The organism is Nitrospirillum karajorum, assembly GCF_036348415.1.
Taxonomy (GTDB): Bacteria; Pseudomonadota; Alphaproteobacteria; order Azospirillales; family Azospirillaceae; genus Nitrospirillum; species Nitrospirillum amazonense_B.
Genome location: NZ_JAZBQB010000001.1, coordinates 947,974 through 974,073, shown reverse-complemented (window position 1 = coordinate 974,073; position 26,100 = coordinate 947,974). Strand labels below are relative to the sequence as shown.

General features: G+C 68.0%; 19 protein-coding genes. 11 read left to right on the top strand and 8 right to left on the bottom strand.

Annotation, left to right across the window (positions count from 1 at the left end):
- Window positions 1–53: 53 nt before the first annotated feature.
- From UCD39_RS04360 to UCD39_RS04345, 4 genes are read right to left on the bottom strand one after another with little or no spacing between them, the layout of a single operon-like run.
- Entirely contained in the window at window positions 54–614 is a 561-nt protein-coding gene (locus UCD39_RS04360; RefSeq protein ID WP_330494862.1) for a GNAT family N-acetyltransferase, read from the bottom strand.
- Window positions 611–1,567 carry an RHO alpha subunit C-terminal catalytic domain-containing protein gene (locus UCD39_RS04355; protein WP_330494861.1) on the bottom strand — a complete coding sequence of 319 codons (957 nt, stop codon included), beginning with the start codon at window positions 1,565–1,567 and terminating at the stop codon, window positions 611–613. The genes UCD39_RS04360 and UCD39_RS04355 overlap by 4 nt, the downstream gene beginning before the upstream one ends.
- Window positions 1,567–1,977 (bottom strand): Rieske 2Fe-2S domain-containing protein, encoded by a 411-nt coding sequence (locus UCD39_RS04350; RefSeq protein ID WP_330494860.1) that lies wholly within the window; start codon window positions 1,975–1,977, stop codon window positions 1,567–1,569. Before UCD39_RS04350 ends, UCD39_RS04355 begins: the two co-directional genes overlap by 1 nt.
- Window positions 1,974–2,762 (bottom strand): SDR family NAD(P)-dependent oxidoreductase, encoded by a 789-nt coding sequence (locus tag UCD39_RS04345; protein ID WP_330494859.1) that lies wholly within the window; start codon window positions 2,760–2,762, stop codon window positions 1,974–1,976. The genes UCD39_RS04350 and UCD39_RS04345 overlap by 4 nt, the downstream gene beginning before the upstream one ends.
- 164 nt (window positions 2,763–2,926) lie before the next feature.
- Between UCD39_RS04345 and UCD39_RS04340 the strand changes: the two genes are divergently transcribed.
- The 3 genes from UCD39_RS04340 to UCD39_RS04330 all read left to right on the top strand — a co-directional run bounded on the left by UCD39_RS04340 (window position 2,927) and on the right by UCD39_RS04330 (window position 5,180).
- Window positions 2,927–3,562, top strand: coding sequence for a PadR family transcriptional regulator (locus UCD39_RS04340; protein WP_330494858.1), 636 nt, complete (start codon window positions 2,927–2,929; stop codon window positions 3,560–3,562).
- 19 nt (window positions 3,563–3,581) lie between these two features.
- On the top strand, window positions 3,582–3,788 hold the full coding sequence (locus tag UCD39_RS04335) for a hypothetical protein (protein ID WP_330494857.1): 207 nt from the start codon (window positions 3,582–3,584) through the stop codon (window positions 3,786–3,788).
- Window positions 3,789–3,899: 111 nt separating this feature from the next.
- Window positions 3,900–5,180 (top strand): diguanylate cyclase, encoded by a 1,281-nt coding sequence (locus tag UCD39_RS04330; RefSeq protein WP_330494856.1) that lies wholly within the window; start codon window positions 3,900–3,902, stop codon window positions 5,178–5,180.
- Here the strand turns inward: UCD39_RS04330 and UCD39_RS04325 are convergent.
- The 3 genes from UCD39_RS04325 to UCD39_RS04315 all read right to left on the bottom strand — a co-directional run bounded on the left by UCD39_RS04325 (window position 5,168) and on the right by UCD39_RS04315 (window position 8,434).
- Window positions 5,168–5,695 (bottom strand): hypothetical protein, encoded by a 528-nt coding sequence (locus tag UCD39_RS04325; RefSeq protein WP_330494855.1) that lies wholly within the window; start codon window positions 5,693–5,695, stop codon window positions 5,168–5,170. The two genes, UCD39_RS04330 and UCD39_RS04325, sit on opposite strands and share 13 nt — an antisense overlap.
- 131 nt (window positions 5,696–5,826) lie before the next feature.
- Window positions 5,827–6,285, bottom strand: a complete 459-nt coding sequence (locus UCD39_RS04320; RefSeq protein ID WP_330494854.1) for an ASCH domain-containing protein — start codon at window positions 6,283–6,285, stop codon at window positions 5,827–5,829.
- Window positions 6,278–8,434, bottom strand: a complete 2,157-nt coding sequence (locus UCD39_RS04315) for a GNAT family N-acetyltransferase (protein WP_330494853.1) — start codon at window positions 8,432–8,434, stop codon at window positions 6,278–6,280. The genes UCD39_RS04320 and UCD39_RS04315 overlap by 8 nt, the downstream gene beginning before the upstream one ends.
- Before the next feature lie 348 nt (window positions 8,435–8,782).
- Here UCD39_RS04315 and UCD39_RS04310 point away from each other — a divergent pair, with 348 nt between their 5' ends.
- Window positions 8,783–9,736 (top strand): IS481 family transposase, encoded by a 954-nt coding sequence (locus UCD39_RS04310; protein WP_330494852.1) that lies wholly within the window; start codon window positions 8,783–8,785, stop codon window positions 9,734–9,736.
- 413 nt (window positions 9,737–10,149) lie between these two features.
- On the opposite strand, the gene UCD39_RS04305 is transcribed toward UCD39_RS04310, so the two are convergent.
- On the bottom strand, window positions 10,150–12,810 hold the full coding sequence (locus UCD39_RS04305; RefSeq protein WP_330494851.1) for an ATP-binding protein: 2,661 nt from the start codon (window positions 12,808–12,810) through the stop codon (window positions 10,150–10,152).
- Between the two features lie 121 nt (window positions 12,811–12,931).
- On the opposite strand from UCD39_RS04305, the gene UCD39_RS04300 reads away from it, so the two are divergent.
- The 7 genes from UCD39_RS04300 to UCD39_RS04270 all read left to right on the top strand — a co-directional run bounded on the left by UCD39_RS04300 (window position 12,932) and on the right by UCD39_RS04270 (window position 26,033).
- Window positions 12,932–13,600, top strand: a complete 669-nt coding sequence (locus UCD39_RS04300; protein WP_330494850.1) for a response regulator transcription factor — start codon at window positions 12,932–12,934, stop codon at window positions 13,598–13,600.
- A 253-nt stretch (window positions 13,601–13,853) separates the two neighbouring features.
- Window positions 13,854–16,364, top strand: coding sequence for a methyl-accepting chemotaxis protein (locus UCD39_RS04295; RefSeq protein WP_330494849.1), 2,511 nt, complete (start codon window positions 13,854–13,856; stop codon window positions 16,362–16,364).
- 216 nt (window positions 16,365–16,580) lie between these two features.
- Window positions 16,581–17,195 carry a helix-turn-helix domain-containing protein gene (locus tag UCD39_RS04290; RefSeq protein WP_330494848.1) on the top strand — a complete coding sequence of 205 codons (615 nt, stop codon included), beginning with the start codon at window positions 16,581–16,583 and terminating at the stop codon, window positions 17,193–17,195.
- A 156-nt stretch (window positions 17,196–17,351) separates the two neighbouring features.
- Complete coding sequence (locus UCD39_RS04285; protein WP_330494847.1) at window positions 17,352–18,956, top strand: prolyl oligopeptidase family protein; 1,605 nt, start codon at window positions 17,352–17,354, stop codon at window positions 18,954–18,956.
- The gene (locus UCD39_RS04280; RefSeq protein WP_330494846.1) at window positions 18,872–19,486 is read left to right on the top strand and encodes a prolyl oligopeptidase family serine peptidase; all 615 of its coding nucleotides are present in this window, start codon (window positions 18,872–18,874) and stop codon (window positions 19,484–19,486) included. Before UCD39_RS04285 ends, UCD39_RS04280 begins: the two co-directional genes overlap by 85 nt.
- A 118-nt stretch (window positions 19,487–19,604) precedes the next feature.
- On the top strand, window positions 19,605–21,785 hold the full coding sequence (locus tag UCD39_RS04275) for a prolyl oligopeptidase family serine peptidase (protein ID WP_330494845.1): 2,181 nt from the start codon (window positions 19,605–19,607) through the stop codon (window positions 21,783–21,785).
- Window positions 21,786–22,076: 291 nt separating this feature from the next.
- A complete protein-coding gene (locus tag UCD39_RS04270; protein ID WP_330494844.1) occupies window positions 22,077–26,033 on the top strand; it encodes a PAS domain S-box protein in 3,957 nt (1,318 codons plus the stop codon).
- Window positions 26,034–26,100: the final 67 nt, after the last annotated feature.

The following is a 26,100-nucleotide window of genomic DNA, read 5'->3' as shown; positions in this document are numbered from 1 at the left end:
TTCTGTTCCTTGCACGACAATTAACCATACGGGCTGGCGCCGCCAATCCGCCTTTAGGCGGGGAGCCAAAGGCCCCCATCCCAATCGGCATATTCCCGGAATTTCAGGCGTTTCACCGCCCAGTCGGCCGCCGACATCTCAAACAGGTGGACGTCGTATGCCTGACCTTCCTTCACCGCATGGTCCTTCAGAACGCCGACATGACGATAGCCCAGCATGGTCTGGCCGCGCAGGACGCGGTCGTTGTCGGCCATGACCTGGTTCACCACCTTGCGCAAGCCCAGGGCGTAGAAGACGTGGTTCAGGGCGTGGGTGAAGTTCAGCGGCGCCGACCCCGTGCGCCCCCGCCGGTCCGCCATGTAGGCCCCCAGGGTGGCGATGCCCCAGGCCGGATGGGTGACGGTGATGGAGGCGTAGCCCACCGGCACCCCGTCCACCATCATGATGCGGTGATGGTAATCGTCGCGGGCGGCGCACCGGGCCAGCCAGGCGCGCTGTTTGTCCATGTCGTCCTCCACCTGGGTGAACAGGTGGCGGGCGATATCGGGGCGCAGCCGCCAGTCCAGCAGCAAGCGGGCGTCGTCCTCCGTCGGGATGCGATAACTCAGGGTCATGCGTCCCCCTCCTCATAGGGTGCGTCCGCCGGCCGGGGCGGGGCGTCCAGGCCCAAGGTCCGGGCCCAGGCGTGATGGAAATCGGCGATGCGCCGTTCGCGCCGGCCCAGGACGCCGGCGACCTCTGCCGCCCCCCGCGCCTGCTGCACCCGTTCGCACAGCGGCTGATCCTCCAGGATCACGGTGCGGGCGGACTGCGCCAGCAGGGTGGCCAGCGACCGGCGAAAGGCCGCCACGGCCGGCTTTTCCGGCGCCGTCACCGGCAGGAACAGGCGCCAGTCCAGGCGGCTGCGGTCCGGGGCCAGGGGCGTCACCGTGTGGGTGATGACCATGGCCCCGTAAAAGCTGGCGACATACAGGTTGGGAAAGACGAAGCAGTGGTCATAGCGCGCATGGTCCACCACCCGGCGCAGGCCGGCCTTGCCGTCGATGCGCCGCCACCACGCTTCGGTCTCCTCGCTCAGCCGCCAGCTGGACGTGCTGTGCCGGCCATAGCGCCGCGTTTCCAGATGCGTTTGCCAATCGGCATGCACGGCGGGATGGATGGTGGTGGGATGGACGGTGGAGCCGTGGAAGTCGTCCATGGTGTTTTCCACCAGCGCCTTCCAGTTGGCGGCGAATTCCACATGGTCGTCGGCGATGGGCTGGTCGCACTGGCCCGACAGCCGGGCCAGGTGCCCCGCCACCGGCGCCAGATGTTCCGCCAGGCTGGGGCCATTCCCTTCCAGACGCACGAACACGAAGGCGCCGCAGCTGTCCGTCTCCAGCGCCCGGCCCTGGTCGTCGGTCGCCTTGAGGGAACTGTCCAGGATCACGGGCGTGCGCAGCACCGGCCGGGTCAAGGGCGCCTCGAACCGGGTACCGACGTACAGCCATTGGCGCCGCAGCGCCGCCAATTCCTGGGCATGGCAGTGCGGGTCATCGAACCAGCGGGCGGGCAGCATCTCCCCCATCACACCCCTCCCGCGAAGATGGCGGCGGCATCCACGTTCACCCACACAGCACCCCCGCTGACGGCCAGGCCCACGGGCGTCAGCGCCAGCCGCCGGCGGGCCTCCGCGTCCAGTTGGAAATCGCTGTCGTCGAAGGGGATGCCGATGGGCACGCCATCCGCGTCATACACCCAGCCATGATAGGGACAGCGCAGCAGGCCGCGTCCGCAGGGCTGGTCATGGATCAGGGCGAAGCGATGGGAGCAGACGTTGCGGAAGGCCTTCAGGGCCCCCTGGAAGTTCTGCACCACCACGGGAATGGCGGCGCCCTCGGCATCCGTTGCCCAGCCCGTCAGATAGTCGCCGTGGCTGGCGAGCGCCGCCGCGTCGCCCAGCTTGACCCAGGGAGTGGTCACCCAGGGGGTGGTCACGCTGTGCGCCCCCCGTCAACGGTCAGGGCGGTGCCGGTGATCCAGCGGCCGGTGTCGGCCAGCAGATAGGCGATGGCGTGCGCCACGTCGTCGACATGGCCGAAGCCCAGAGGCTGCAGGCGCTGCAGATGGTCGATCTGCTCCTGGCTCAGCTTTTCGAAGCCGCGCTCGATCAGGTCGGTCATGACGATGCTGGGCACCACGCAGTTCACGCGGATGCCGTCGGGCAGCAGTTCGGCCGACAGGCCCTTGGTCGCGGCGATGATGCCGCCCTTGGCCGCCGCATAGACGATGTTGGCCGGCGACGCGGCGGTGGCGGCGGTGGAGGAGATGAAGACCATGGCCGCGCGCTCCGCCTTCACGCCCTTTTGCCGCAGCCCCTTGGCCAATGCCAGGCAGGAGCCCAGGTTGACCCGCATCACCTGGTCGAAGAACTCCTGGGTGAAGATGCGGATGGGGCGCAGCGTCTGGATGCCGGCGCAATGCGCCACGCCGTCGAAGGGGCCCGACAGGGCCGCCTGTTCCTTCATCCACGCCGGAATGGCATCCAGTTCCCCCATGTCGAAGGGCGCCACGCGATGCCCCCCGCCCGGCCCATTTGAAACAGGGGACAGCCGCGACAGGGTGTCGCCCAGCCGCCCCTCATCCCGGCCGTTCAGCGTGACGCGGGCGCCCAGGCGCGACAGCAGCACGGCGGTGGCCTGGCCAATGCCGGCCGACGCCCCGGTCACCAGCATGGACCGGCCGACCAGGCTCATGGGGTTGTGCAGGGTGTCGGGCGACATGGCGGGGCTTCCTTCTTTTGCGCCCCGACTATCCGGGGTGCCGCCCCGGGCCGTCAATGATCTGCGATAAATCCGCGCCGCCGCCCTTGACTCAAGAAAGGGTCGAGATATATCTTATCTCACGATATATCGAATAACACACTAGATAGGATCGAGACATCATCATGCGCTTTTTCAAACATCATGAGGATCGGCATTGCGACGGCGGCCGCCGCCATGCCCGCGGCCGCGACGGCGACGGTTTCTGGGGCGCCTGGGGCGCTCACTGGAGTGGCCATGGCGACCGCTGGGGCCGGGGGGAGCGCGAGGGCTTCGGTGGCCGGGGGGGCCGTGGCGGCGCGGCGCGGGTTTTCGAAAATGGCGACCTGCGCTTCCTGTTCCTGGACCTGATCCGGGAAAAGCCCCGCTATGGCTATGAGATCATCAAGGCCATCGAGGAAAAGGTCGGCGGCGGCTACAGCCCCAGCCCCGGCGTCGTCTACCCGACGCTGACCCTGCTGGAGGAAATGGGCCATACCGAGGTGGCGGTGGGGGAGGGCGGCAAGAAGCTGTACACCCTGACGCCGGCCGGCGCCGCCTTCCTGGAGGAAAACCGCCCCACCCTGGCCGCCATCAAGGAACGGCTGGACAAGGTCAGCGCCCAGCGCGGCTGGATGCCGCCCGCGTCCGTCGTCCGGGCCATGGAAAACCTGAAAATGGCCCTGCGTCTCCGCCTGCGCGGCGAAAGCCTGACGGAGGAACAGGCGCGCGCCATCGCCCAGGCCCTGGACCAGGCGGCCCAGGCCATTGAGCGGGCCTGACTGAACGGGGAGGATCGCCATGACCATCCAGTCCACAGGCCGTCGGCCCGATGGATCGCCGGCCAATGGCCCGGTGGCGGCCGGTGATGCCCATGGCGACCTGACCGCCGCCGACATCCGGGGCCGCCTGGTGGCGCTGTCCCGGTCCCAGGCGCTGGGCCGCCGGGCCGCCTCCCAGCGGGGCGGCCACGGCGACCCGGCGCCCGGAACGCCAGAGCGGGACTAGCCATCAGGCCAGTCCCAGCGCCCTTGTCACGCGACACCGTCCGGTTGATGATCCGGCGGCGGCCGCGCCCCGGTTTGGGCCGTCCGTTCCACCCAGGACCGCCCCGGTGACATGACGCGTGCCGACCACCGCCTTCCGACGCGCCGCCTGACGGTGGCCTATGTCGCCGCCCTGGCCCTGATCGCCCTGCTGTCGGGGGCGGTGCATCTGTTGCTGGACCATGTCATCGCCCAGCAGCGCGACAGCGGCACCATCATCAACGTCGCGGGCCGCCAGCGCATGCTGTCGCAACGCATCGGCCTGCTGGCGCGGGACTTTTACGAGGATCATGACGAACAGGCGCGGATACCCCTGCTGCAGGCCGCCGCCGCCATGGAGCGGGCCCACCGCGCCCTGTTGGCCGGCAACGGCGACCTGGGCATCACCCATGGCCTATCCGATGCCGCCCGCGCCCTTTACTTCTCGCCGCCGACCGACCTGGACCGGCGCACCCGTGACCTGATCCTCTCCGTGCGCATCCTGGCGCGGGGGGACGAGCCGCCGGATACCAGCGCGGAATTGCGCGCCCGGTCCTTCGCCGACATCCGCACCCAGACGCGGGACGTCATCATCCCCCTGCTGGATGAGGCGGTGCGCCAGTTCGAGGGGGAGGCGGCGCAGCGCATCGACGGGCTGCGCCGGGCGCAGCAGGGGGTGCTGGCCATCCTGCTGACCACCCTGCTGGCGGAGGCCCTGTTCATCTTCCGGCCGCTGGTCGGGGGGCTGAAGCTGTCCGCCGCGCGGCTGTACGACATGGCGACCCGCGACGCCTTGACCGGCCTGCCCAACCGCCGCCACTTCCTGGAGGTGGCGGGGCGCGAGGTGCGGCGGCGGCAGGGGGCGGGCCAGCCGGCGGCCCTGCTGCTCATCGACATCGACCATTTCAGGGCCCTCAACGAGTCCCTGGGGCCTGAGGCCGGGGACCGCGCCCTGGACCAGTTCGGCCGGCTGTTGCAGGGCTGGCTGCGGCAGGGCGAGGTGGCCGGCCGCATCGGCGGACGGGCCTTCGCCGTGATGCTGCCGGATGCCGACCTGATGGACGCGACCGCCCGCGCCGAGGGCCTACGCCGCGCGGTGGGTGCCGCCCCCATCAACGGCCAGGCCACCCTGGCCTGGACGGTCAGTATCGGCATCGCCCGGATCTCCGCGCCGCCGGCCCCTGGGGCGCCGGACGCGGAGGTTCCTGGGGTCGGCACGGGCGAGGGTGGCGGCGGCGGCGGCGGTGGCGGCGCGGATCTGGCGGACGCCCTGCGCCGCGCCGGCCAGGCCCTCGACGCCGCCAAGGCGGCGGGCGGCGACCGCGTGCAGGTCGATACCGACGGGGCGCGCTCGCCCCCGCTTCAGGCGTCGTAGCGCCCGGGCAGGGGCATGCGCTCCAGCGCCAGGGGGCGCACCGGCAGCGACAGGCCGTGCGCGCCCAGCGCGCAGGCCATGGCCCGCGACGCCACCAGCACGCCGTCGCTGGTGCCGGGCCGCATCAGATGTTCCACCAGCGCGTACAGCCGGGCCGGGGCGCTGGGCTCGGCCGAGGGCTGGGCCAGCGCCAGCAGGCGCAGCAACTGGCGTTCATCCGGGGTCAGGTCGGGGCACCCCGGACACCCCACGCGCGGCCGCTCCCGCGCCGACCGGCCATACAGCAGCAGAAAGGCGCGAAAGGTCGCCATCACATCATCCGCGTCCTCGCCGCAGGCCTGCAGGAAGGCATGGCGGATCAGGGGACAGCCGGGCCGGGCTGGGCTGGACCCGGCATAGGGCTGGGCCATGTGGCGCAGGCTCCACACCAACAGCCGCTCCCCGGCGCTCAACCCCTCCAGCGGGGTGGGCGGGGGCCGATGGTCGCGGGGGCTGATCATAAGATCGTCGGGCATCTCGAACCTGCTGCTGTGATCCTCGGCAGGCACGATAATGAGAATCACTCTTAACATCAAGTGTGCGCTGGGGGCGCACACGAGAGGGTTGGACTCGCAAACTACCGACGGGAAGGTTGTGCAGGAGCTGCTCAGGCGCAAGCGGCTAATGGCGTGGGAAGGGCGGCATTAAAGAGCTTGAGTTCAGGCCCTCCCGTAGCAAGCCGCTTGAAAAATTGCGGGGGGTGAAAGCTGTTGAGGTGCTGCCTGATCTCGGCCAGGGCGAAAGGCAAATCCAGATTCTCGATGGACGAGAACACGATTGCGTATGCGGTGTCCGCACCTTCGTAATATGCGTCAAACTCTGCCTTGGTGATTCCGCTTTCCAGTCCGTAATCGCGCCAAATTGCAGGTGGGGGTGCGGCGACGACGGTGCGGACGATGCCTAGTGCTTCAACAGACCCACGTGGAAGCGTACTGTAAATCCAGACGCGGCAGCCACCGGCCAACTTCAGCGGACGCCGCCGAAGCTCCACGGTTTTCACCCCACGCACCATGCTGTCGACATGACGGGGATGGACCGAAATAAGGATGTCCTCGGCCTCAGCCATCAATACGCCCTTCCTTGACCACCTGCGCCAGCTTATCGAATGAGATGGTTCTTGCACTAATAAGATTGGAGCCATCGGCGCATCCTAGCTGGCGCAGCCGCTTGAGTGGCACAGGGGATTTGAAAAGGAAAATGTTATCGAAGGACGTCTCCGTCACCTCTTCACCTACGCTCCGCTGCTGCAGGGTACGATCATCAAGAACACCCCGCTGTTTTACCTTGCCAAGTGCTTCCACTTTGCTGACCACCCTGCTGTCGGTGATGCGAGCGAGGGCGATCACACATCCTCGTCCATTACCATCCAGAGATTCGTAGAACAGCATCGGCGTTCCTGGCGTCATTCGCCGGAGCGTGTTTGGTGCGCTGATGTAGACCCGCTCCCTCCGCAAGATTGCTTCTGGGGGATCCAGCATCGAAAGCTGGGGACTGGACCCAAGTAGTTCACGAGCATACTGCTCCTGAATTGGAACGATAACACCTCCTCGCCCCTGGAACAAGAAGAGAACGGGCGACAATACCCGCTCAATCTCCGCCAAGGACATTTCGATATCCCGTTGTCCTGTGTTCACGAGCATATATGGATTAGCAGTTGCAAAGGTTGGCGGCTGCGCAGGCAATGAAAGAGCAGCAACCGAGACAAGGGATTGGCGAGCCGATGCCCAATTCGCTGCCGATACCACTAGGCCGACCGCAAGACGTTGCAGCTTGGATGTACCGTCGGACGCCCCCTCAGGAGGCAGGAAGCCCATCGACAAGGCAGCTTGGCGCGTCATTATCTGGCCCGATGGGATATGCAATCGAACAAGGGTCGGGGCAACGCCGCTCAATTCGCGCGGAATCGTATCAAGCAGGTGGTCGATGATCGTTTCCGCCGCGTGGTGTCCCTCATCGACGCACAAGTACACGTCAGCCGCACGTTTCAGACCTCCATGCACTTCCCACTTGGCGAAACCCAGAGGGGCGCTTCCGCTCGTGACTAGCAACCATTGGGCCCGGCCTCCCTGACAGGCCAGTGCTTCATGGATGAACGCCGTTTCGGCGTGCATTCTCGTCAAGAATATGCGGGCGTTAGCGAGGTCGGTTTCGTCGCAGCGGTTCGTTCGTAGGGTGCCGCTAGATAGGTTGGTAGTGGATGCCCTCGGAACGCGTACTCCTACATCGACGATCCGAGCAAATTCCTCCAAGCCAATGACGTCGATCCGGTGGGTTTTGTGGAGATAGTCGCTTGCGCGCAGAATGGCATTTTCGCTGGTGATGAAGCCAGCCGCGCCGTGGTGGATGGCGGTGGCGATGTGAACCAGATCGGACATGTCCCGTTCCGTGAGGGTTCCATGGGCTGCGCGGTCGGGGAAGATCACGGGAGCAAGTTTGTTGACCAGGGAGTGGACGATCTTCTCAGGGGGTCTGCTCAGGAAATCCAACTGGCTGGCAAACGCCAGAATAGGATCATTGCTGGTATCCGCCGACGTTCGGAGCAGTTCGGCCGTGAACTCGGCAGCGACCATGAGGCGGATGCTGTTGCTAAAACCTGCTCGGATGACTTTGGCCGCTGACGAGGAGCGGCGACGTTTGCGAATGGTGTCGAACAAGACATTCAGGTCGATCAGATAGATGGGACGCTGGAAAAGACGTTCGGCTAAACGTAGACCTTCTTGGTGCACCGGGCCGCGCATGAGGCCAAAAAGCGAGGGTGTGTCCAGGTCCAGCACCCGGACATTGATCCGCCGCTTTCGTGCGTTTCCGCCAGCTCTGGTCCTGACGACACGGAAGCCCATGTGTGCCCAGACATCGTTAGCCGCCAGATCGTCGGCCACGCTGGCTTTGATACTTAGCCATTGCTTGGCGGTCAGCCGCTCCTTCAGGTGGCTGATCAGCCGCCTCGCAATTCCGTTCCCACGACAGCCTGCCTCAACGAAAAGCTGGAATACTTTGGCATGGGGATAAATGCCCCCGAACATTAGATGGCCAGCATAGATTTCCTTGCCGCTGGCGCCCACGGTTGCCACCAGCAGCTTTCCGGATACGGCCAGGTCGTCATAGGCCTTCTCAGGAAGGAACCCCAGTTCTTCCTTCGCGCTGTCCGCCCCAGCCTTCACGAATGAAAGTAATGGAACGACATCTTCGGGCTTTTCTTTAATTTGTATGGGCATGGCCGCCTTCGATGGTTTTGACCATCTTAGCGGCGCAACTCAGGGCAGGAAAGGGCGGCGCAACTACAATCTCATGAACTGCGACCAAAATAGCAGCATTTGGGCGCCAAATGTATGTCGCCCTAGAAATGCGTCTCGGCAGCGCCTAAACAGCAACATATGATACAGAGATTCTCCCGTGCCCATTGTTGGGAACCGCTACAAAGCGGCGGACTGACCAAGCAGAGGCGCAAAGCGGACAGAAACGATTTTCTCAAGCTCTAGGTGTGAGTTGCCAATAGGTTGTCCACTCGATCCTGCCGGAGGAAGCTGAGGTTGCGAAGCTTCAGCAATCCTCGGGAGGATCGAGTGAACGTGCACAAGAATGCCCGATTGACGCCAAGGGGTCGAGCCGAGTTGGTTCGGCGAGTGCTCGCCGGCGACGGCGTTCAGGCCGTGGCGACAGCCTTCGGCACGACGGCGAAGACCGTCAGGAAATGGGTTGAACGGTACCAGGCCATGGGCCTGCCCGGCCTGGAGGACCGGTCCTCCAGGCCGCACCGACTGCGCAAGCCCACACCGCCGGCCGTGGTGGAACAGATCATCGCTTCGCGCCGGCAGCGCTTGGTCGGGAAGCAAATCGCCCAGGAAGCTGGGGTCTCCTGCTCAACGGTCAGCCGTGTCCTCCGGGCTGCGAAACTCAGCCGCGCCAAAGACCTTCAACCGCAGGAACCGGTCATCCGCTATGAGCGCAAGGCACCAGGCGAACTGATCCATCTGGACATCAAGAAGCTGGGCCGCTTCGAGAAAGTCGGCCATCGCATCACCGGCGACCGTACTGGCCAGAGCAACAGCCGAGGCGTCGGCTGGGAGTTCGTCCACGTCTGCATCGATGACGCCTCACGCTTGGCGTTCAGCCAGATCATGAAAGACGAGACAACCCAAAGCTCCGTCCCGTTCCTCAAGGCCGCGGTCGCCTACTACGCCAGCCTGGGCATAAAGGTCACCCGCGTCATGACCGATAACGGTTCCTGCTACAGGGCCTTCGCCTTCCGCGACGCCTGTGCCGAGTTGGGCCTGAAACACATCAGGACAAAACCCTACACCCCGAAAACCAACGGCAAGGCCGAGCGCTTCATTCAAACCGCCCTGCGGGAGTGGGCCTACGCAAAGGCGTATCCCTCCTCAGACGGGCGCGCCGCCGAATTGCCCGCCTGGCTGCACCGATACAACTGGCATCGACCACACAGCAGCCTAAAATCATTGCCGCCCATCAGCCGCATCGGCCTCGATCGGGACAACCTGATGACACTCCACATCTAGCGTCAGGGCAGCCGGCTTTCGCATCAAATGGCTAAGGCTTCGTTCAGGAAATGCAGCAAGTTTACCTGAGCTTTGGCGGCCCGTCTCGCGCCCCCCCCCGCTTTTTGGGTCAGCCCACACGTCAGCATGGGTTGCCGCAAAAAGGGGATCTTCAGGCGTCAGAGGTCAAAAGGCTTCCCGCTCCTCCGCAATGCTTAGCAGCCGGGAGAGTGGCCGGCGCACGGACCACCGCCGTCACCAGTTCGCGTTCGTCTGCCAAAGGCTAAACTATTTGATGATCGTGAAATAGGGTTCTGCCTACATCAAGCCGCCTTGTTGTTATTGGACGATCATCAAATCCGCAGTTGGCGCCCTATGCGCCGCCCGCCGCCAGAACTTTGCTGCCCCACCTCCCCACCCCACCCCACCGCCCATCAGGCGAACAGCTTGTCGATGTCGTCCTGCGCCGTTTCCGGCTTCCCTTCCTCCGATAGCGCCGCGATGGCCGCGTCGCCGCGGACGACGGCGTCCAGCTTCTCCTCGATTTCCGCCAGGCGGGCCACGGCCTTGCGCACCCGTTGGGAGGTCAGGTCCTGGAAGCTGCAGGCCTCGAAGATGGCCATGACGGCGCCCTGCACCGCCTCCGCGTCGCTGGGGCTGGCGATGCGGTCGACCTGTTGCAGGATGGTTTCGGCCGCCGCCAGGATGCGGTCGGCGGCCACTTCGGTGATGTCCACCACCGCCTCCAACTCCAACCCCGCGCCGACGCCCCGGCGTGAGGTGGCCAGCTCGCCGATCTCCTGGCGGATGCGGCGCAGCTGTTCCTCCACCCGGATCTTCTCGATGGCGCGCGACAGCTCGTCCATGATGGGGCGGAAGGCCGGCGCCCAGCGGCGGGCCTCGGCCAGGCGTTCCTGCTGCCCCGCCTCCTCCACCGCCGCCGCCGCGTCGGCCAGCTTGCGGGCGCCGACATAGCGGGCCGCCCCCTTCAGCGCGTGCGCGCCCAGGCGGATGGCTTTGGCATCGCCCCGGTCGACGGCGGCCACCAGGTCGGCGATCAGGTTGTCGGCGCTGGACCGGAACGATTCCAGCATGCCGTCGATGACCTCGAATTCCGACCCCACCATGTCGATGAGGCCGGACAGGTCCAGCACATGCGCCTCCACATCGAACACGGTGCCGGGGCCCAGGTCGCCTGTCCGCGCCTCGGTCGGGCCGCGCAGGTCGGCCAGGGTCGGCAGCAGGCGCAACAGGGCGGCCTCCAGCGCCTCCACCGACAGGGGCTTGGTCAGATGGTCGTCCATGCCGGCCGCCTGGCACCGCTCCTCCACGCCGCGCACGGCATCGGCCGTCAGCGCGATGATGGGCAGGCGCGGCAGTCCCCCCCGCTGTTCCTGGTCGCGGATGGCCGTGGCCAGTTCCCACCCGTCCAGGCCCGGCATGTGGCCATCGGTCAGCAGCAGCCCGTGCCGGCCGCGATCCAGCAGGCGCAGGGCGGCCAGGCCGTCCTCCGCGAACTCGTGCGCGACGCCCAGCCGGTCCAGCACATGCGCCAGCACGTCGCGGTTGGTGGCGTTGTCCTCCGCGCAGAGGACCACCGCGCGGCGGTCCGCCGCCTGGTCCAGGGTGGGGCCGGACCAGCGGCCGGCGCGGGTGGTCTGGGTCCGCGCCTGCGCGTCGGCCGGCGCGTCCCGCTCGGGCAGCGGCAGGGACAGGGAGAATTGCGAGCCGCGCCCCACGACGCTGCGCGCCTCGATGGCGCCGCCCATGAGGTCGACCAGCCCCTTGCAGATCGACAGGCCCAGCCCGGTGCCGCCGAACCGGCGGGCGGTGGAGGATTCCGCCTGGCGAAAGGGCTGGAACAGCAGGGGCAGGGTTTCGGGCGGGATGCCGATGCCGGTGTCCGCCACCTCGAACAGCAGGGCGCCCGCCGCCTCGCCCTGGCGGACCTGGAAGCGCACCGTGCCCTGCTCGGTGAATTTGATGGCGTTGCCCAGCAGGTTGACCAGGATCTGGCGGATGCGCATGTCGTCGCCGTACCGCCAGGGCGCCAGGTCCGCCTGCACGGTGACGCGGAACTTGATGCCCTTCTCCTCCGCCTTGGGACGCAGCAGGGAGACGACGCCGTCGATCAGCCGATCGAGATTGAACAGGCGGGGGTCCACCTCCAGGCGCCCGGCCTCGATCTTGGAAACGTCCAGGATGTCGTTGATGACGGCGACCAGGCCGTCAGCGCTGTCACGGATAGTGGCGGCCATCTTGGCCTGCTCCGCCGACAGGCTGGTGTCCGAGAGCAATTCGGCCAGCGTGCGCACGGCGTTCATCGGCGTGCGGATTTCATGGCTGACCGTGGCCAGGAAGGAGGATTTCATGCGGGTGGCCCGCTCCGCCTCCTCCTGCGCGGTGCGCAGCTCGGTCACGTCCTGCAGCCAGACGATGGTGCTGGGCCGGCCCTCGAACTTCACGGCCCCCCGCCAGGCGGCCAGCCAGCGGTTGGCCTCCCCCACCGGCACCGGGAAGGTGTGGCCCGGCCCATAATGGTCCAGCACCGCCTCCGCCTGGTCGATCAGGGTGGTCATGGTGCGCTGGTCCAGGTCGCCCGCGTCCGAGCCCAGCAGGTCGAGCAGGGCGTTGTTCCAATAGCTGACCCGGCCGGGCCCGTCGCACAGGGCCGCCCCCACCGGGGCGTTGTCCAGCACCTCCAGCAAGGCTTGCTGCGACGCCTCCAGCGCCTGCTTGCGCTGGTGGGTCTGGGTGATGTCGTAGTACCAGACCAGGGTCGCCGGGCGGTTCTCGAACCGGATGGCCCGGATGGTGACCGACGCCCAGGCCTCCAGCCCGTCGGCCCTCAGGACGCGGACCTCGTGCCCCGAGACATGGCCCCGCTCCGCCAGCAGGCGGCGCGCCTGGCGATAGTCGCTGTCGTGGGCGAAGAAGGCGCGGGCGGCGGCGTGGGCGAACGCGTCCTCCTGAAGCCCGCCCAGGATGTCCAGCAAGGGGCTGTTCCAGAACAGGATCTGATCCTGGTCATCCAGGATGGCGGCACCGATGGGGGAGGCTTCCAGCACCTCGATCAGGTCGTTCTCATAAGCCACTGCCGTCCCCTCTCTCTGGCCCCCAGTCGGGATTCGGTCTCGCGCGCCGGTGCTTGTCATGGTTTCATAACCCGGATCGGTTACGAATTTGCGGAACGACACAGCCTGGCACGGCATCCCCATGATATTGACCGGCGTACGCATCCTTGTCGCGGATGATGAACCCTTCACCCGCTCCGTCGTCGAAACGACGCTCCGCAAGATGGGGGCCGCGGTGACGGCCTGCGGTGACGGGCGCCAGGCCCTGGACATCATCGCCGCCACGCCCCACTTCGACATCGTGCTGCTAGACTTCATGATGCCGTGGGCGCACGGGCTTTATGTGCTGAAGCAGATCCGGATGGGCGTCACGCAATTGCCGGCCGGCGTTCCCGTCGGCATCTTCACCAGCAGCAATGAAGAAACCACCGTGTCGCTCAGCATCGCGCTCGACTGCGACGCCTTCCTGGTCAAGCCCGTCGACCGCGTCTCCCTGATGGAACGGCTGGGGCGGCTGTTGTCCCGGCGCGGCCGCGCGCCGCAACCGCCTGAGCGTTACGAACGGGTGGACGTCGGCCCGCCCAACGAGATCATGGCCCCCGCCGCCGGCGCCCTGGCCCTGACCCCCCGCCTGGTGGAAAGCGGCTATCACCTGGACGAACTGCGGCCGGGCATGGTCCTGCGCGCGGCCCTGACCACCGTGCAGGGGCAAGAGGTGGTTCCGGCCGGCGTCACGCTGACGGAAGATCTGCTGACCCTGCTGGGCGATCTGGGCCGGGTCGTGCAGCTGCATCCGGCCCAGATCGCCTGAGGCGGGCCGCAGATCCCAGACCAGATCCCAGGCCAGATCCCCGGGGCCAGAGGCCCGGCCCAGAATCCCGGGCGGCGTGTCCCACCCATCGTTGTCGTCATGCGTGTCATCGCACTTCTTAGGGTGTCAGTCCTTGGCGTTCAGGGAGTTTACCCTATACGTTAGGATCAACGCCTGGCCGGGGCCCCGCCAATGCGACTTCATGGGGGCCTCATGGTGAAAGGCCTGGCGGTGCCTGGGGAGGGCGACGGCGATGCGCGACACGGGGCCCGTGACCAATCGCGAGGTGGAGCTGCGCGACGGTGAGCTGCTGGTATCCCGCACGGATCCATCGGGGCGCATCACCTATGCCAACCGCGCCTTCATCCGGGTCAGTGGCTTCAGCCATGAGGAACTGATCGGCGCCCCCCACAATCTGGTGCGCCATCCCGACATGCCCAGGGCGGCCTTCGCCGATTTGTGGGCCACCATCCGGGCCGGGCGCCCCTGGGATGGCCTGGTCAAGAACCGCACCAAGACCGGCGATCATTACTGGGTGCGCGCCAACGTCACGCCCATCGTGCAGGACAGCACGGTCGCCGGCTTCATCTCCATCCGCAGCAAGCCCACCCGGGATGAGGTGCGCGCGGCCGAGGCGCTGTATGCCGGGCTGCGCGCCGGCCGGGGCGCCCTGAAGGAGGGCGTCGTCGTGGCCGCCGGTCCGGGCGCGCGCCTGGCGTCCCTGGCGGGCGGTGTGCGGGGCCGTATCGTGCTGACCATGGGGGCGATGATCGCCTGCACCCTGGGGGCGGGGGGCCTGCGCTTCCTGGGATCGGGCGGGGCGGCCACCGGCGGTTCGTGGCTGGGCGCCAACGTCGCCATGACCCTGCTGTCGCTGGCCATCGCCGTGCTGGGGGGCGCCTGGGTCCTGCGCACGCTGCGCCAGGCCCTGGATCGCCTGGAAGCGCACTTCGCCGCCCTGGCGGCGGGACGCTTCGACCAGGCCATGCCGCCCGACCCGGCGGCGGAGTTCCAGACCGTGACCGCCAGCCTGCGCGCCTTGCGGGCGCGGCTGGCGTTCAGCGCCGATGAAAAGGCGGAATTGATGGAGCGCACGCGGGAGGAGGCGCGCCAGGCCCTCCTGGAAACCTGCCGCGCCATCGAGGCCGACCTGACCGCGACCTGGATGGGGGTGGAACGGGGCAGCCACCGGGCCGTGGACGGGGTCGCCCACCTGAAGCAGGCCGTGGCCGTGGTGCGCGAAAACACGGTGGCCGTGTCGGCCGCCGCGCAACAGGCCAGCGGCAACGCCGGCAACGTCGCCGCCGCGACGGAGGAATTGAGCGCCGCCGGGGAGGAGATCGCCCGTCAGGCCGCCCGCTCCAGCGACGTGGCCCGTCGCGCCGTGGACAGTGCCGAATTGGCCGCCGGCGCCATCGACCGGATGGAGGAGGCGACGCGCCAGATCGGCGCGGTCACCACCCTGATCGCCGACATCGCCGGGCAGACCAACCTGCTGGCCCTGAACGCCACCATCGAGGCGGCACGGGCGGGGGAGGCCGGCAAGGGCTTCGCCGTCGTGGCGCACGAGGTGAAGTCGCTCTCCGGCCAGACGCAAAAGGCGACCGATGAGATCGGGGGGCAGGTGGCGGGCCTGCGCGCGGCGGTGGCGGCCAGCGTGGACGCCATCCAGGCCGTCATCGCCGTGATCGGCGAGATCAATGAAACCTCCGCCGCCACGGCGGCGGCGGTCGAACAGCAATCCGCCGCCAATGCCGAGATCGGCCGCAGCGCCTCCGACTCCGCCGGTGCCGCCCATCAGGTGTCCCAAAGCGTGGGCAGCATCCGGGACCAGTCGGACGATATCGCCACCATTGCCGCCGATCTGGACCTGCGTGTGGGCGAGACGCAGACGGCGATGGTGGATCTGAAACGCCGCATGACCATCGCGTTGCGCCAATCGCTGGCCGGGGATCGCCGCGCCGCCGACCGGGTGCCCTGCGACTTGCCGGCCACGGTGCGGGTGGACGGGCGGGCCTATTCCGGCCAGTTGCGCGATCTGTCGGTGCGGGGTGCCCTGGTGGCGGTCGACGGGTTGCCGGCCCTGGCCGACCAGCAGGAGGTGGCGCTGACGGCCGACGGCATGGGCACCGTCGCCGCTGTCGTGGCCGGAACCAGCGAACTGGGCCTGCACCTGTGCTTCATCCATGTCGACGCCGCCGCCACCGACCGGTTGAGGTCGGTGATGGACCGCGCCATGGAACGGCATCGCGGCTTCATCGACCTGGCGCTGTCCGCCGCCGGCCGCATGGCACAGGCGCTGGAAGGCGCCCTGCAGGCCGGTGACCTCGCCGAGGGCGCGCTGTTCTCCCCCGACCTGGACCCCATACCGGGGACCGACCCGCAGCAGTACATGGCGCCCTACACCGCCGTGACCGATCGCCTGTTCCCCGACATTCAGGAAACGGTGGCGGCGGGTGATCCCCGCATCCAATTCTGCGCTGCCGTCGTCCCCTCCGGCTATCTGCCCACCCACATGAAACGGGTGTCGCAGCCGCAGCGGCCGGGGGACTATGTGTGGAACATGGCCAACAGCCGCAACCGCCGCCTGTTCAACGACCGCGCCGGCCTGGCCGCCGGCCGCAACACCGCCGACTTCCTGGTGCAGTCGTATTCCCGCGACATGGGCGGCGGCGTCATCGTGACCCTGAAGGAGGTGGACGCCCCCATCCGGGTGCGCGGCCGCGTCTGGGGCAATGTCCGCGTGGCGTTCAAGGACGCCTGAGGCGCCATCAAATATTTGAGCGTTGAATAATTTTGAGCCGTCCCATCGGGGGCGGCGCGGCTATGCTGCCGGGGCTGGGGTTGCCGGCTTTACCGCGGCGCGTCCGCCCTTTACAGGAAGGAACAACTGTTCAGCCGGCATCGCCGTCCTGGGGCGAAACCCAGGGGCTGTGGCCGGACCCGGCCAGGGGGGCCCGGGACCAGAGGGGGCTTTGCCATGCAGATCGCCAGCACCGCCGACCGGCGGCGTCAGATGCCGATGGGCGACCGTATCCGCGCCCGGCGCAAGGCGCTGGGCCTGACGTTGCAACAGCTGGCCCAACTGTCCGGCCTGTCCGCCCCCTTCATCAGCCAGGCGGAACGCGACTTGAGCGTGCCGTCGCTGGTGTCGCTGCTGGCGCTGGCCGACGCGCTGACCGTGGACCTCAGCTATTTCATGGAGGTGCCGGACGGCGGCACCATCGTGCAGCGCGCGGCCAAGCCCCGGCGCATCGAGGCCGACGGTCCGGTGGACTACATCGACCTGGCCAGCGACCTGGCCGACCGCAAGCTGGACATCGTCCTGATGCGGGTCCCGCCGGGACACGCCTTCCCCACCGGCCAGCGCAAGGGGGAGGATTTCCTCTATGTCATCGAGGGGGACGTGACCGGCGTGGTGGGCAATACCAAGGCCAGGCTGGGCCCCGGCGACAGCCTGCATTTCGACGCCCTGCACCCGCATGGCGCCCGCAACACCTCCGACCGCGACGCGGTGTTGTTGTACGTCGGCACGCCTTCCGTCTTTCGCAAGGCGCCGGATGGCGTCATCGATGCCGGTGACGCGGACGCCTAAGCCCGCGCGGATTTGCCCCGATCAAGTTCCCCCAATCAGGATATTGCATCCGTCCCCGTCCTGACCCACTACTATCCCATCCCCTACCAAGGGGCATAGACAGTGGGGCGGCGGCCGGTCCGTGGCAGCGGACGACCGCCATCACGGATGGGGTTCATGAAAAACACGATCAGCGCACTTCTGCTGTCGCCCGGCTTGCTGCTGGGGGCGACCGCCGCCTTCGCCGATTCCACACCGACCACAAGCGCCCCCGGGAACGGCATCCCGGAAGACAGCCGCGCCTGGATGGAGGATATGAACAACGCCGACGCCCTGGCCTGGGCCAAGGCGGAGACGGATCGTTCCACCGCCGTGTTGCAGGCCGATCCGCGCTACCCGACCCTGCTGGCCGAGGCGACCGCCATCGCTGAAAGCAAGGACCGGGTGCCCGTCGTCAGCTTCCGGGGTGAGGCCGTCTACAATTTCTGGCAGGACGGCGACCATGTGCAGGGGCTGTGGCGTACCACCACGCTGGACAGCTTCCGCAAGGAAAAGCCCGACTGGCAGACCGTGCTGGACGTGGACGCGCTGGCCAAGGCCGAAGGCGTGAAGTGGGTGTTCAAGGGCACGGACTGCGACGAGGAAACCCGCCGCCATTGCGTCGTCCACCTGTCGAATGGCGGCGAGGACGCGGTCACCCTGCGCGAATTCGACATGAAGACGCGGGCCTTCGTGCCCGGCGGCTTCAGCCTGCCGCGCGGCAAGCAGACGGTGGCCTGGTCCGACACGGAAACCCTGCTGGTGGCCCGCGAGTGGGGCCCCGGTACCATGAGCAACGCCGGCTACCCCCTGGTCATCAAGTCGCTGAAGCGCGGCCAGCCGCTGGAGCAGGCGAAAGAGGTGTTCCACGGCCAGCCGACCGATATGTCGGTCGGGGCGACGACCCTGCGCGACGCCCAGGGCCACCAGGCCACCCTGATCATCCGCAACCTCAGCTTTTTCGAGGCGGAAACCTACCTGCTGGCGGGCGGCCAGCCCAAGCGTCTGGCCCTGCCGCTGAAGGTGCAGGTCCAGGGCCTGCACGACGGCCAGCTGATCGTCGAGGTCAAGCAGGATTGGGACGCCGGCGGCACCGCCGTCAGCCAGGGCTCCGTGGTGGCGGTGGATTTGGCGGCGGCCGCGGCCGATCCGGACCATCTGCACCCGTTGGTGGTCTATGCCCCCACCGCGCGCGAGGGCCTGACCGGCGTGGACTTCACCAAGCACCATCTGCTGCTCAGCCTGACCGAGAATGTGAAGGGCCGGCTCTACGTGGCCGACCGCAATGCCGACGGCACCTGGCGCCGCGCCCTGCTGCAACTGCCCGACAACGCCGACGTCACCATCACCGGTGCCGACCGTGACCATGACCGCGCGTTCGTCACCGTCGCCAGCTTCCTGGAGCCGCTGACCCTGTCGCTGGTGGACACCAACACGGGCAAGGTGGAAAAGCTGAAATCCTCCCCGGCGCGCTTCGACGCGTCCAAGGCGGTGGTGGAACAGCGCGAGGCGGTGTCCAGCGACGGTACCCGCATTCCCTACTTCGTGGTGCGGCCGCGTGACGTGCCTTTCGACGGCTCCACCCCCACCCTGCTGTACGCCTATGGCGGGTTCGAGGTGCCGATGCTGCCCCACTACCTGGGCACCGCCGGTAAGCTGTGGCTGGAACGGGGGGCGCTTACGTCCTGGCCAATATCCGTGGCGGTGGGGAGTTCGGCCCCGCCTGGCATGAGGCCGGCCTGAAGACCAAGCGCCAGACCATCTACGACGATTTCGTGGCCGTGGCCCGTGACCTGATCGCCACCAAGCTGACCAGCACCCGTCGGCTGGGCATCGAGGGCGGGTCCAACGGCGGCCTCCTGATGGGGGTGCAGTTCACCCAGCATCCGGAACTGTGGCGCGCCGTCGTCATCCAGGTGCCGCTGCTGGACATGCTGCGCTTTCCCGTCATCGGCGCCGGCGCCTCGTGGATCGGTGAGTACGGCGATCCCGCCATCCCGGAAGAGCGGGCGTTCCTGGCCCACATCTCGCCCTACCATAACCTCAAGGCAGGCGTGACCTATCCGGAACCCTTGTTCGTCACCTCGGCCAAGGATGATCGCGTGAATCCCGGCCATGCCCGCAAAATGGCGGCCAAGATGAAGGAGATGGGCCTGCCCTTCCTCTATTACGAGAACACCGAGGGTGGCCACGCCGCCAGCGCCAACCTGAAGGAAACCGCCCGCCGGCAGGCGCTGGAATTCACCTATCTTTTACGGAAACTCAAGGATTAGGGATCAACCATGGGACGGGGTCGGATGTTTCCGGCCCCGTTTCACCGTTCCCTCGACGCCGGCGTCCGCGCCGTAGGCCGGGGGACGGGTTCCGATCCGCCGAGGCTGTCGCGTCCCCATGCCGTCCCATCCCCGTTTCCCTGTCCTGGCGCGCGTCCTTCCCACCCTGGCCTTGGCGCTGTCCCTGGCGGCGTGCGCGACCCAGCCCCCCGTGGACACGGCCCCGCCGCTGTCGGGCCTGTCGTCCACCTATACCGATCCCTACGCCTGGCTGGAGAACGCCAACGCGCCGGACGCGCTGGCCTGGGTGGCGCAACAGAATGCACGCACCCTGGCGGAGCTGACGCGGGACGCCCCGCTGGCCGATTTCACGACCACCGCCACCCTGTTGGCGCAGGAAGCCTCGGACGAGGGGGGCAGCGGCGCCCTGCCGTCTGGCGGGGCGGTGGACGGCAAGGACCCGGCCGTCACCACCATCGACGGCGTGCGTCACGTGTACGCCGGTTCCAACTGCTTCGGCACGCTCGATCCAGACGCGCCCCCGCCGGCCCCGGGCGCCGAACCGGTGGTGGTGGGGCGGACCTGCCTGGTGTCGCTGTCGCGCACTGGCGAGGACGCGGTGGAGGTGCGGGAATACGACCCGGCGGCCAAGGCCTATGTGCCCGGTGGCTTCCATCTGCCGTACGCCAAGCAGACGGTGGTGTGGCTGGACCACGACACCCTGCTGGTGGCCCGGGGCTGGGATTCCAGCGGCACGGCGATGACCCGCGCCGGCTACCCCTATGTGGTCAAGGTTCTGCAGCGCGGCCAGCGGCTGGAAGAGGCGCATGAGATCTTCCGGGGCTTGGTCACCGACACCTCCGTCAGTCCGGCCGTCTTCCGCGACCGCCAGGGCCACCGCGCCATCGTGCTGGTGCGCCGGCCCACCTATTTCACGACGGAGCATTATCTGGTGGAGGGCCGCCGCACCCTGCGCCTGGGCTTGCCGCCACTGGCGGAACTGGCGGTCCTGGCCAACGGTCAGCTGGTGGTGAAGCTGGGACAGGACTGGCAGGCGGCCACCGGCCGCACCTTTCCCGGTGGCTCCTACGTCTCGGTGGATCTGGACGCCGCCCGGCATGAGCCGGCCAAGCTGCGGGCGGCCCCCGTCTACCTGCCCGGCCCGCACGAGGCCGTGACCAACCTGGTGAAGGCCAAGTCGCACCTTGTGGTCACCAGTGACGAGAACGTGCGCGGCCGGCTGACCGTGCTGACCCGCGCGGACGGTGGCTGGAAGGCGCAGCGCCTCGACCTGCCGGACATGTCGGCCATCAGCATCAAGTCCAGCAGCGAGGACAAGGACAAGCTCACCGTGTCCGTGGCTGGGTTTCTGACGCCGCAGGCATTGTGGAGCGTGGACCTGGATAGCGCCGCCGCGACGCTGGTCAAGGCCGGCACGCCCGGCTTCGACGCCAGCCCTTATACCGTCGATCAGTGGCAGGCCATCTCCACCGATGGCACCGCCATCCCCTACTTCATCGTCCACCGCAAGGACATGGCCCTCAACAGTGACAACCCCACCCTGCTGACGGCCTACGGTGGTTTCAACTTGTCGCGTCTGCCCGCTTATTCCGCCACCATAGGCAAGCTGTGGCTGGACCGGGGCGGCGTTTACGTCGTTGCCAACATCCGGGGCGGCGGGGAATTCGGGCCCGCCTGGCATGAGGCCGCGCTGAAGACACACCGCCAAAAGTCCTTCGACGATTTCACCGCCGTGGCGCGCGACCTCATCAGCCGGCAGGTGACGCAGCCCGCCCGGCTGGGCATCAGCGGCGGGTCCAATGGCGGGCTGCTCATGGGCGTCGCCCTGACCCAGCACCCGGATCTGTGGGGTGCTGTCGCCATCAAGGTGCCCCTGCTGGACATGCTGCGGTATGAGGCCATCGCCGCCGGCGCGTCCTGGGTGGCCGAATATGGCAGCGTGTCCGTGCCGGAGGAGCGCGCCTTCCTGGCCAGCATTTCCCCCTATCAGCGGCTGGACCCCACCCGCACCTATCCGGAAACGCTGATCATGACGGCGACCCACGATGACCGTGTGGGACCCGGTCACGCCCGCAAGTTCGCCGCGCGCATGGAGGCGCTGGGCAAGCCGGTGCTGTTCTATGAAAGCGACGAGGGCGGGCACGGAACCCGGGGCCTGGACGATGCCGCCCGTGCCCGCGGGCCGGCCTTGGAACTGGCCTACTTCACTTCCCGCCTGATGGGGCGGCGGACGGACCACGCGGCCGGCGGCCAGGTGGTGGCGGGCGCCGCGGACTAATATCAGCGGCACGAGGCGGTGACTCGTGCCGCTGTAGCCCGCGACTGCGGGCGCCGGAAATTTCCGGGGAGCCGAAGGCGGACTGGAAATCGAGGACAAGCCAAGGCCACGGATGTGGCCACCCGGCGCTTGAGGGGAGGCATTTGAACGGTCACGTTCAAATGCCGCGCGTATAAGTCATCGCGGCGCCTCCCCGTCCGCGTTGTGGACGCCGGTGGCGGCGGATGCGACAAAGGGGGGCGGTGATGATCGGCCGGAACGGGACGTTCCGGCTTGAGGGGGGAAAGTCGGATGGCCTTGGGCTTGCGGCGGCGCCTGTTGCTGCTGCTGATCGGCACGACCGTGCCCTTCTTCCTGTTGTTGCTGGGCGAAAGCCGGGCCCGGCGGGACGAGGCCATCGCCGCCGCCCAGGCCCAGGCGGCGGACTTGGCCGGCATGGCGGCGGACGATCAGGAGCGCCTGTTGGATCAGGTCCGGCGTCTCAGCCGGGGCTTCGCCCAGCATTCGGCCCAGTTGCCGCCGGAGCAGTGCGTGGACGACGCCCGCATCCTGAAGGCGTCCCAGCCCTGGGTTTCCAACATCCATGTCGTGCGGCCCGACGGCTCGGTCGTCTGCTCCTCCGCCGACCAGCCCTGGTCCAACTACAGCGACCGCGATTATGTGCGCCAGGCCTTCGACACCGGCCGGCCCAGCACCAGCGACTATGTGTTCGGCCGGCCCAGCAACCGGGTGATCATGGGAACCGCCCAGCCGGTGTTCGCGGACACCCCGGCGGCCACTGGCGCCAACGACCATCCGGGCGCCGAGCCGGCCAAGCCCGTGCTGGTGGTGATGGCGGGCCTCAGCATGGACTGGATCGAAAAGACCGGCGCCCGCTTCGCCCATGAGGATTCCCTGTTCCTGGTGCTGGACCGCACCGGCACGGTGCTGGCCCGCCTGCCGGAGCGGGGGGACCTGGTGGGACGCAATTTCAAGGACCATCCCTTCGTCCAGGCGGTGTTGACGGGAACCGCCGACCGGGGTGAGTTCGTCACGCTGGACGGGGTCGATCGGCTGGTGGGCATGGCCACGCTGCCCGGCAGCGGCGCCCATGTCGTGGTGGCGGTGGACCGCGCCGCCGTCCTCGCCCCTATCCTGGAGGACCAGCGGCGCACCCTGGCGTTCGGCGGCGTGGCCGCGCTCTGCGCCCTGTTGCTGGGCTGGGTGGGGGTGGAGGCGACGGTGCTGCGGGGCGTCGTGTCCCTGCGCCATGCCGTTTCCCGCTTGGCGGCCGGTGACCGTGGCGCGCGGGCCGATGTCGCCCCTGGCGCGGCGGAGTTCGTCCAACTGGCCCGCGCCTTCAACGACATGGCGGTGGCGCTGGACCGACACGAGCGCGACATCGCCCAGCGCGAGGCGCAGTTCCGCGACCTGACCGAGGTTTCCAGCGACTGGTTCTGGGAAACGGATCCCCAGGGCCGCTTCATCCAGATGTCGCGAGGGGTGGCCAGCCTGGGCGTGCCGGCGGCGCATTTCCTGGGACGCACCCGCCGCGATTTCGCCATCGACCCCGACAGCGCGGACTTCCGGGCCTATGAGGAATGCCTGGCCGCGCGCCGTCCCTTCCGCAACCTGGCCTACAGCCTTCATGGCGAGGATGGGGTCCCCCGGCATGTGGTGGTCAGCGGCAAGCCCGTCTTCGACGAGGCCGGCACCTTCCTGGGCTATCGCGGATCGGGGCGCGACCGCACCAGCCAGGTGGCGGCGGAGGAGCGGTTGCGCCTGCTTCAGTCCGTCGCCGTTCATGCCACGGACGGCATCATGATCACCGAGGCGGGCAGCTTGGAGGAGCCGGGCCCCCGCATCATCTTCGTGAACGAGGCCTTTACCGCCGTGACGGGCTACCCGCGTGAGGAGGCGGTGGGACGTTCCCCGCGCTTCCTGCAAGGGCCGCTCACCGACAAGGCCGCGCTGGAGCGGATCGGCCAAGCGCTGAAGGCCGGGGAACCGGTGCGCCAGCGCCTGCAGAACTACACGCGCGACGGGCAGGCCTTCTGGGCGGACCTGGCGATCTTCCCCGCCCGGGTGGACACGCGGATCACCCACTATGTCGCCTTGTTGCGCGACGTGTCGGACCAGGTGGCGGCGACGCTGCAGCTGAACGCCCAGGTGACGGAACTGGAGGCCGCGCGCGCCACCCTTCAGGCCCAGCGGACCCTGCTGGACAGCGTGCTCAACGCCTCCCTGGATGTCGTCTTGGCCTATGAGACCGTGCGGGACCAGGATGGCTCCGTCAGCGACTTTCGTTTCGCCCTGGTCAACGTCGCGGGAGAAAGAATGGCGGGCCGCGCCGCCGCCGACCTGGTGGGCCAGGGCCTGAAGGAACTGTTCCCGGAACTGGCCCGTGATGGTCTTTTCATGCGCCAGGTCGAGGTGGTGGACACGGGCATCCCCGCCACCTTCGAATACCACCGCGATCTGGACGATCGCTGGTTCCGGGTCACCGCCGTGCCCTGGGGACGCGGCCTGGTGGTGACGCTGTCGGACGTGACGCGGGAGAAGAAGCGCGAGGGCGAACTGGCCGCCCTGGCCGAGGATCTGGCGGGCGCCAAGCAGGCGGCGGAGGCGGCGAGCCGCGCTAAATCGGATTTCCTTGCCAACATGAGCCACGAGATCCGCACCCCCATGAACGGCATCATGGGCATGACCCAGATCCTGCTGGGCACCCCCCTGGTCGCGGAACAACGGGCCTATGCCGAAGCCATCCACGACAGCGCCCAGGGCCTGCTGAACATCATCAACAACATCCTGGACATCTCCAAGCTGGAGGCCGGCAAGGTCGAGCTGGAGACGGTGGACTTTGTCCTGGGAGAGGTGGTGGACGGCGTGATGGCTCTGGTGTCACCCCAGGCTCGGGAGAAGGGCCTGGAACTGACGGCCACCCTGGCGCCCGAGGCGGCCGGCGCCTACAACGGCGATCCCACCCGCCTGCGGCAAGTGCTGCTGAACCTGATGGGCAACGCCGTCAAGTTCACGGCCGAGGGCCGCGTCAGCCTGACGGTGTCGCTGGTTCCGGCGGAGGCGGTCGCGGGGAAGGCGATGCTGGATGCGCGCCGCCCTCTTCGGTTCACCGTCGCCGATACCGGCGTGGGCATGGACGCGGACCAGCAATGCCGCCTGTTCCAGAAGTTCACCCAGGCCGACACCTCCATCAACCGCCGCTTCGGTGGCACGGGCCTGGGCTTGGCGATTTCCTGGGAACTGGTGCGGCTGATGGGCGGGACCATCGCCCTGGATAGCGCGCCGGGTGCTGGCTCCACCTTCATCGTGGATGTTCCGCTCAGGTCCGCCGGCGCGCACGAGGACCGTACCGCCGCCGGGGCCGCCGCCGGTGGTCGGGGTGACGCGGCGTCCCCCGTGGAGCAACGGGCCGGTCGCCAGGCGTCGCCGCGGGGACGGGGCCGGCACCTGCTGCTGGTCGACGACAACATGGTCAACCGCTCCGTCGCGCGCATCATGCTGGAACGTGAGGGCTATACCGTCGATATGGCGGAGGATGGGCAGGCGGCGGTGGCCGCGTGCCGTGCCACCGCCTACGATCTGGTGCTGATGGACGTGCAGATGCCGGTGATGGACGGGGTGACCGCCACCCGGGCGCTGCGCCGCGATTTGGGCCTGCGCCGCCTGCCCATCCTGGCCATGACCGCCAACGCCATGGTGGGCATGCGCGAGGATTATCTGGCCGCCGGCATGGACGACTATGTCTCCAAGCCCTTTGACCAGCAGCAGTTCCTGGATACGGTCGCCCGCTGGGTGGCCAGCGGCGCCGATCATGGCGAAACCACCCCGGGCGACATGGCCGCCCCGGCCGCGCGACCGACCGCCATGGACGACGACGCCAGTCTCTGCCGCCTGGATCCAGCCCCCCTGGCGGCGCTGCAGGCCCTGGTGCCGCCGGCGGATTTCGCCATCCTGGTGCGTAACTTCGTGGAACATGGCGAGGCCCGCGTCCGCCGCGTCGGTGTCCTGGCGCAGGCTGGCGACCTGGCCTCCCTGCGGGCGGAGGCGCAAGATCTGGTCGCCACCAGCGGCAACGCCGGTCTTACCGGGCTCCAGGCCCTGGGCCGCCAGTTGATCGACGCCTGCGCCGCCGGTGACACCCTGCGCGCCCGCACGGTGGCCGCCCGTGCGGCGCGCGTCGGCCCGGCCGCCTGGGCCGCGCTGGGCCGACGCTTCGCCGGCAGGGCGATGGAGACAGCGGACAGCTAGGTGTTGATAGGCCATGGATTGGGGACCGGGCGCCCTGATAGAGTGCGCCGACGGTTCGGCGTCGACC

What these genes read in the sequence shown, in the direction of transcription:
- UCD39_RS04360 (WP_330494862.1), bottom strand. Translation starts at nt 614, where the DNA reads ATGACCCTGAGTTATCGCATCCCGACGGAGGACGACGCCCGCTTGCTG.
- UCD39_RS04355 (WP_330494861.1), bottom strand. Translation starts at nt 1,567, where the DNA reads ATGGGGGAGATGCTGCCCGCCCGCTGGTTCGATGACCCGCACTGCCAT.
- UCD39_RS04345 (WP_330494859.1), bottom strand. Translation starts at nt 2,762, where the DNA reads ATGTCGCCCGACACCCTGCACAACCCCATGAGCCTGGTCGGCCGGTCC.
- UCD39_RS04340 (WP_330494858.1), top strand. Translation starts at nt 2,927, where the DNA reads ATGCGCTTTTTCAAACATCATGAGGATCGGCATTGCGACGGCGGCCGC.
- UCD39_RS04335 (WP_330494857.1), top strand. Translation starts at nt 3,582, where the DNA reads ATGACCATCCAGTCCACAGGCCGTCGGCCCGATGGATCGCCGGCCAAT.
- UCD39_RS04330 (WP_330494856.1), top strand. Translation starts at nt 3,900, where the DNA reads ATGACGCGTGCCGACCACCGCCTTCCGACGCGCCGCCTGACGGTGGCC.
- UCD39_RS04325 (WP_330494855.1), bottom strand. Translation starts at nt 5,695, where the DNA reads ATGCCCGACGATCTTATGATCAGCCCCCGCGACCATCGGCCCCCGCCC.
- UCD39_RS04320 (WP_330494854.1), bottom strand. Translation starts at nt 6,285, where the DNA reads ATGGCTGAGGCCGAGGACATCCTTATTTCGGTCCATCCCCGTCATGTC.
- UCD39_RS04315 (WP_330494853.1), bottom strand. Translation starts at nt 8,434, where the DNA reads ATGCCCATACAAATTAAAGAAAAGCCCGAAGATGTCGTTCCATTACTT.
- UCD39_RS04300 (WP_330494850.1), top strand. Translation starts at nt 12,932, where the DNA reads ATGATATTGACCGGCGTACGCATCCTTGTCGCGGATGATGAACCCTTC.
- UCD39_RS04295 (WP_330494849.1), top strand. Translation starts at nt 13,854, where the DNA reads ATGCGCGACACGGGGCCCGTGACCAATCGCGAGGTGGAGCTGCGCGAC.
- UCD39_RS04290 (WP_330494848.1), top strand. Translation starts at nt 16,581, where the DNA reads ATGCAGATCGCCAGCACCGCCGACCGGCGGCGTCAGATGCCGATGGGC.
- UCD39_RS04285 (WP_330494847.1), top strand. Translation starts at nt 17,352, where the DNA reads ATGAAAAACACGATCAGCGCACTTCTGCTGTCGCCCGGCTTGCTGCTG.
- UCD39_RS04275 (WP_330494845.1), top strand. Translation starts at nt 19,605, where the DNA reads ATGCCGTCCCATCCCCGTTTCCCTGTCCTGGCGCGCGTCCTTCCCACC.
- UCD39_RS04270 (WP_330494844.1), top strand. Translation starts at nt 22,077, where the DNA reads ATGGCCTTGGGCTTGCGGCGGCGCCTGTTGCTGCTGCTGATCGGCACG.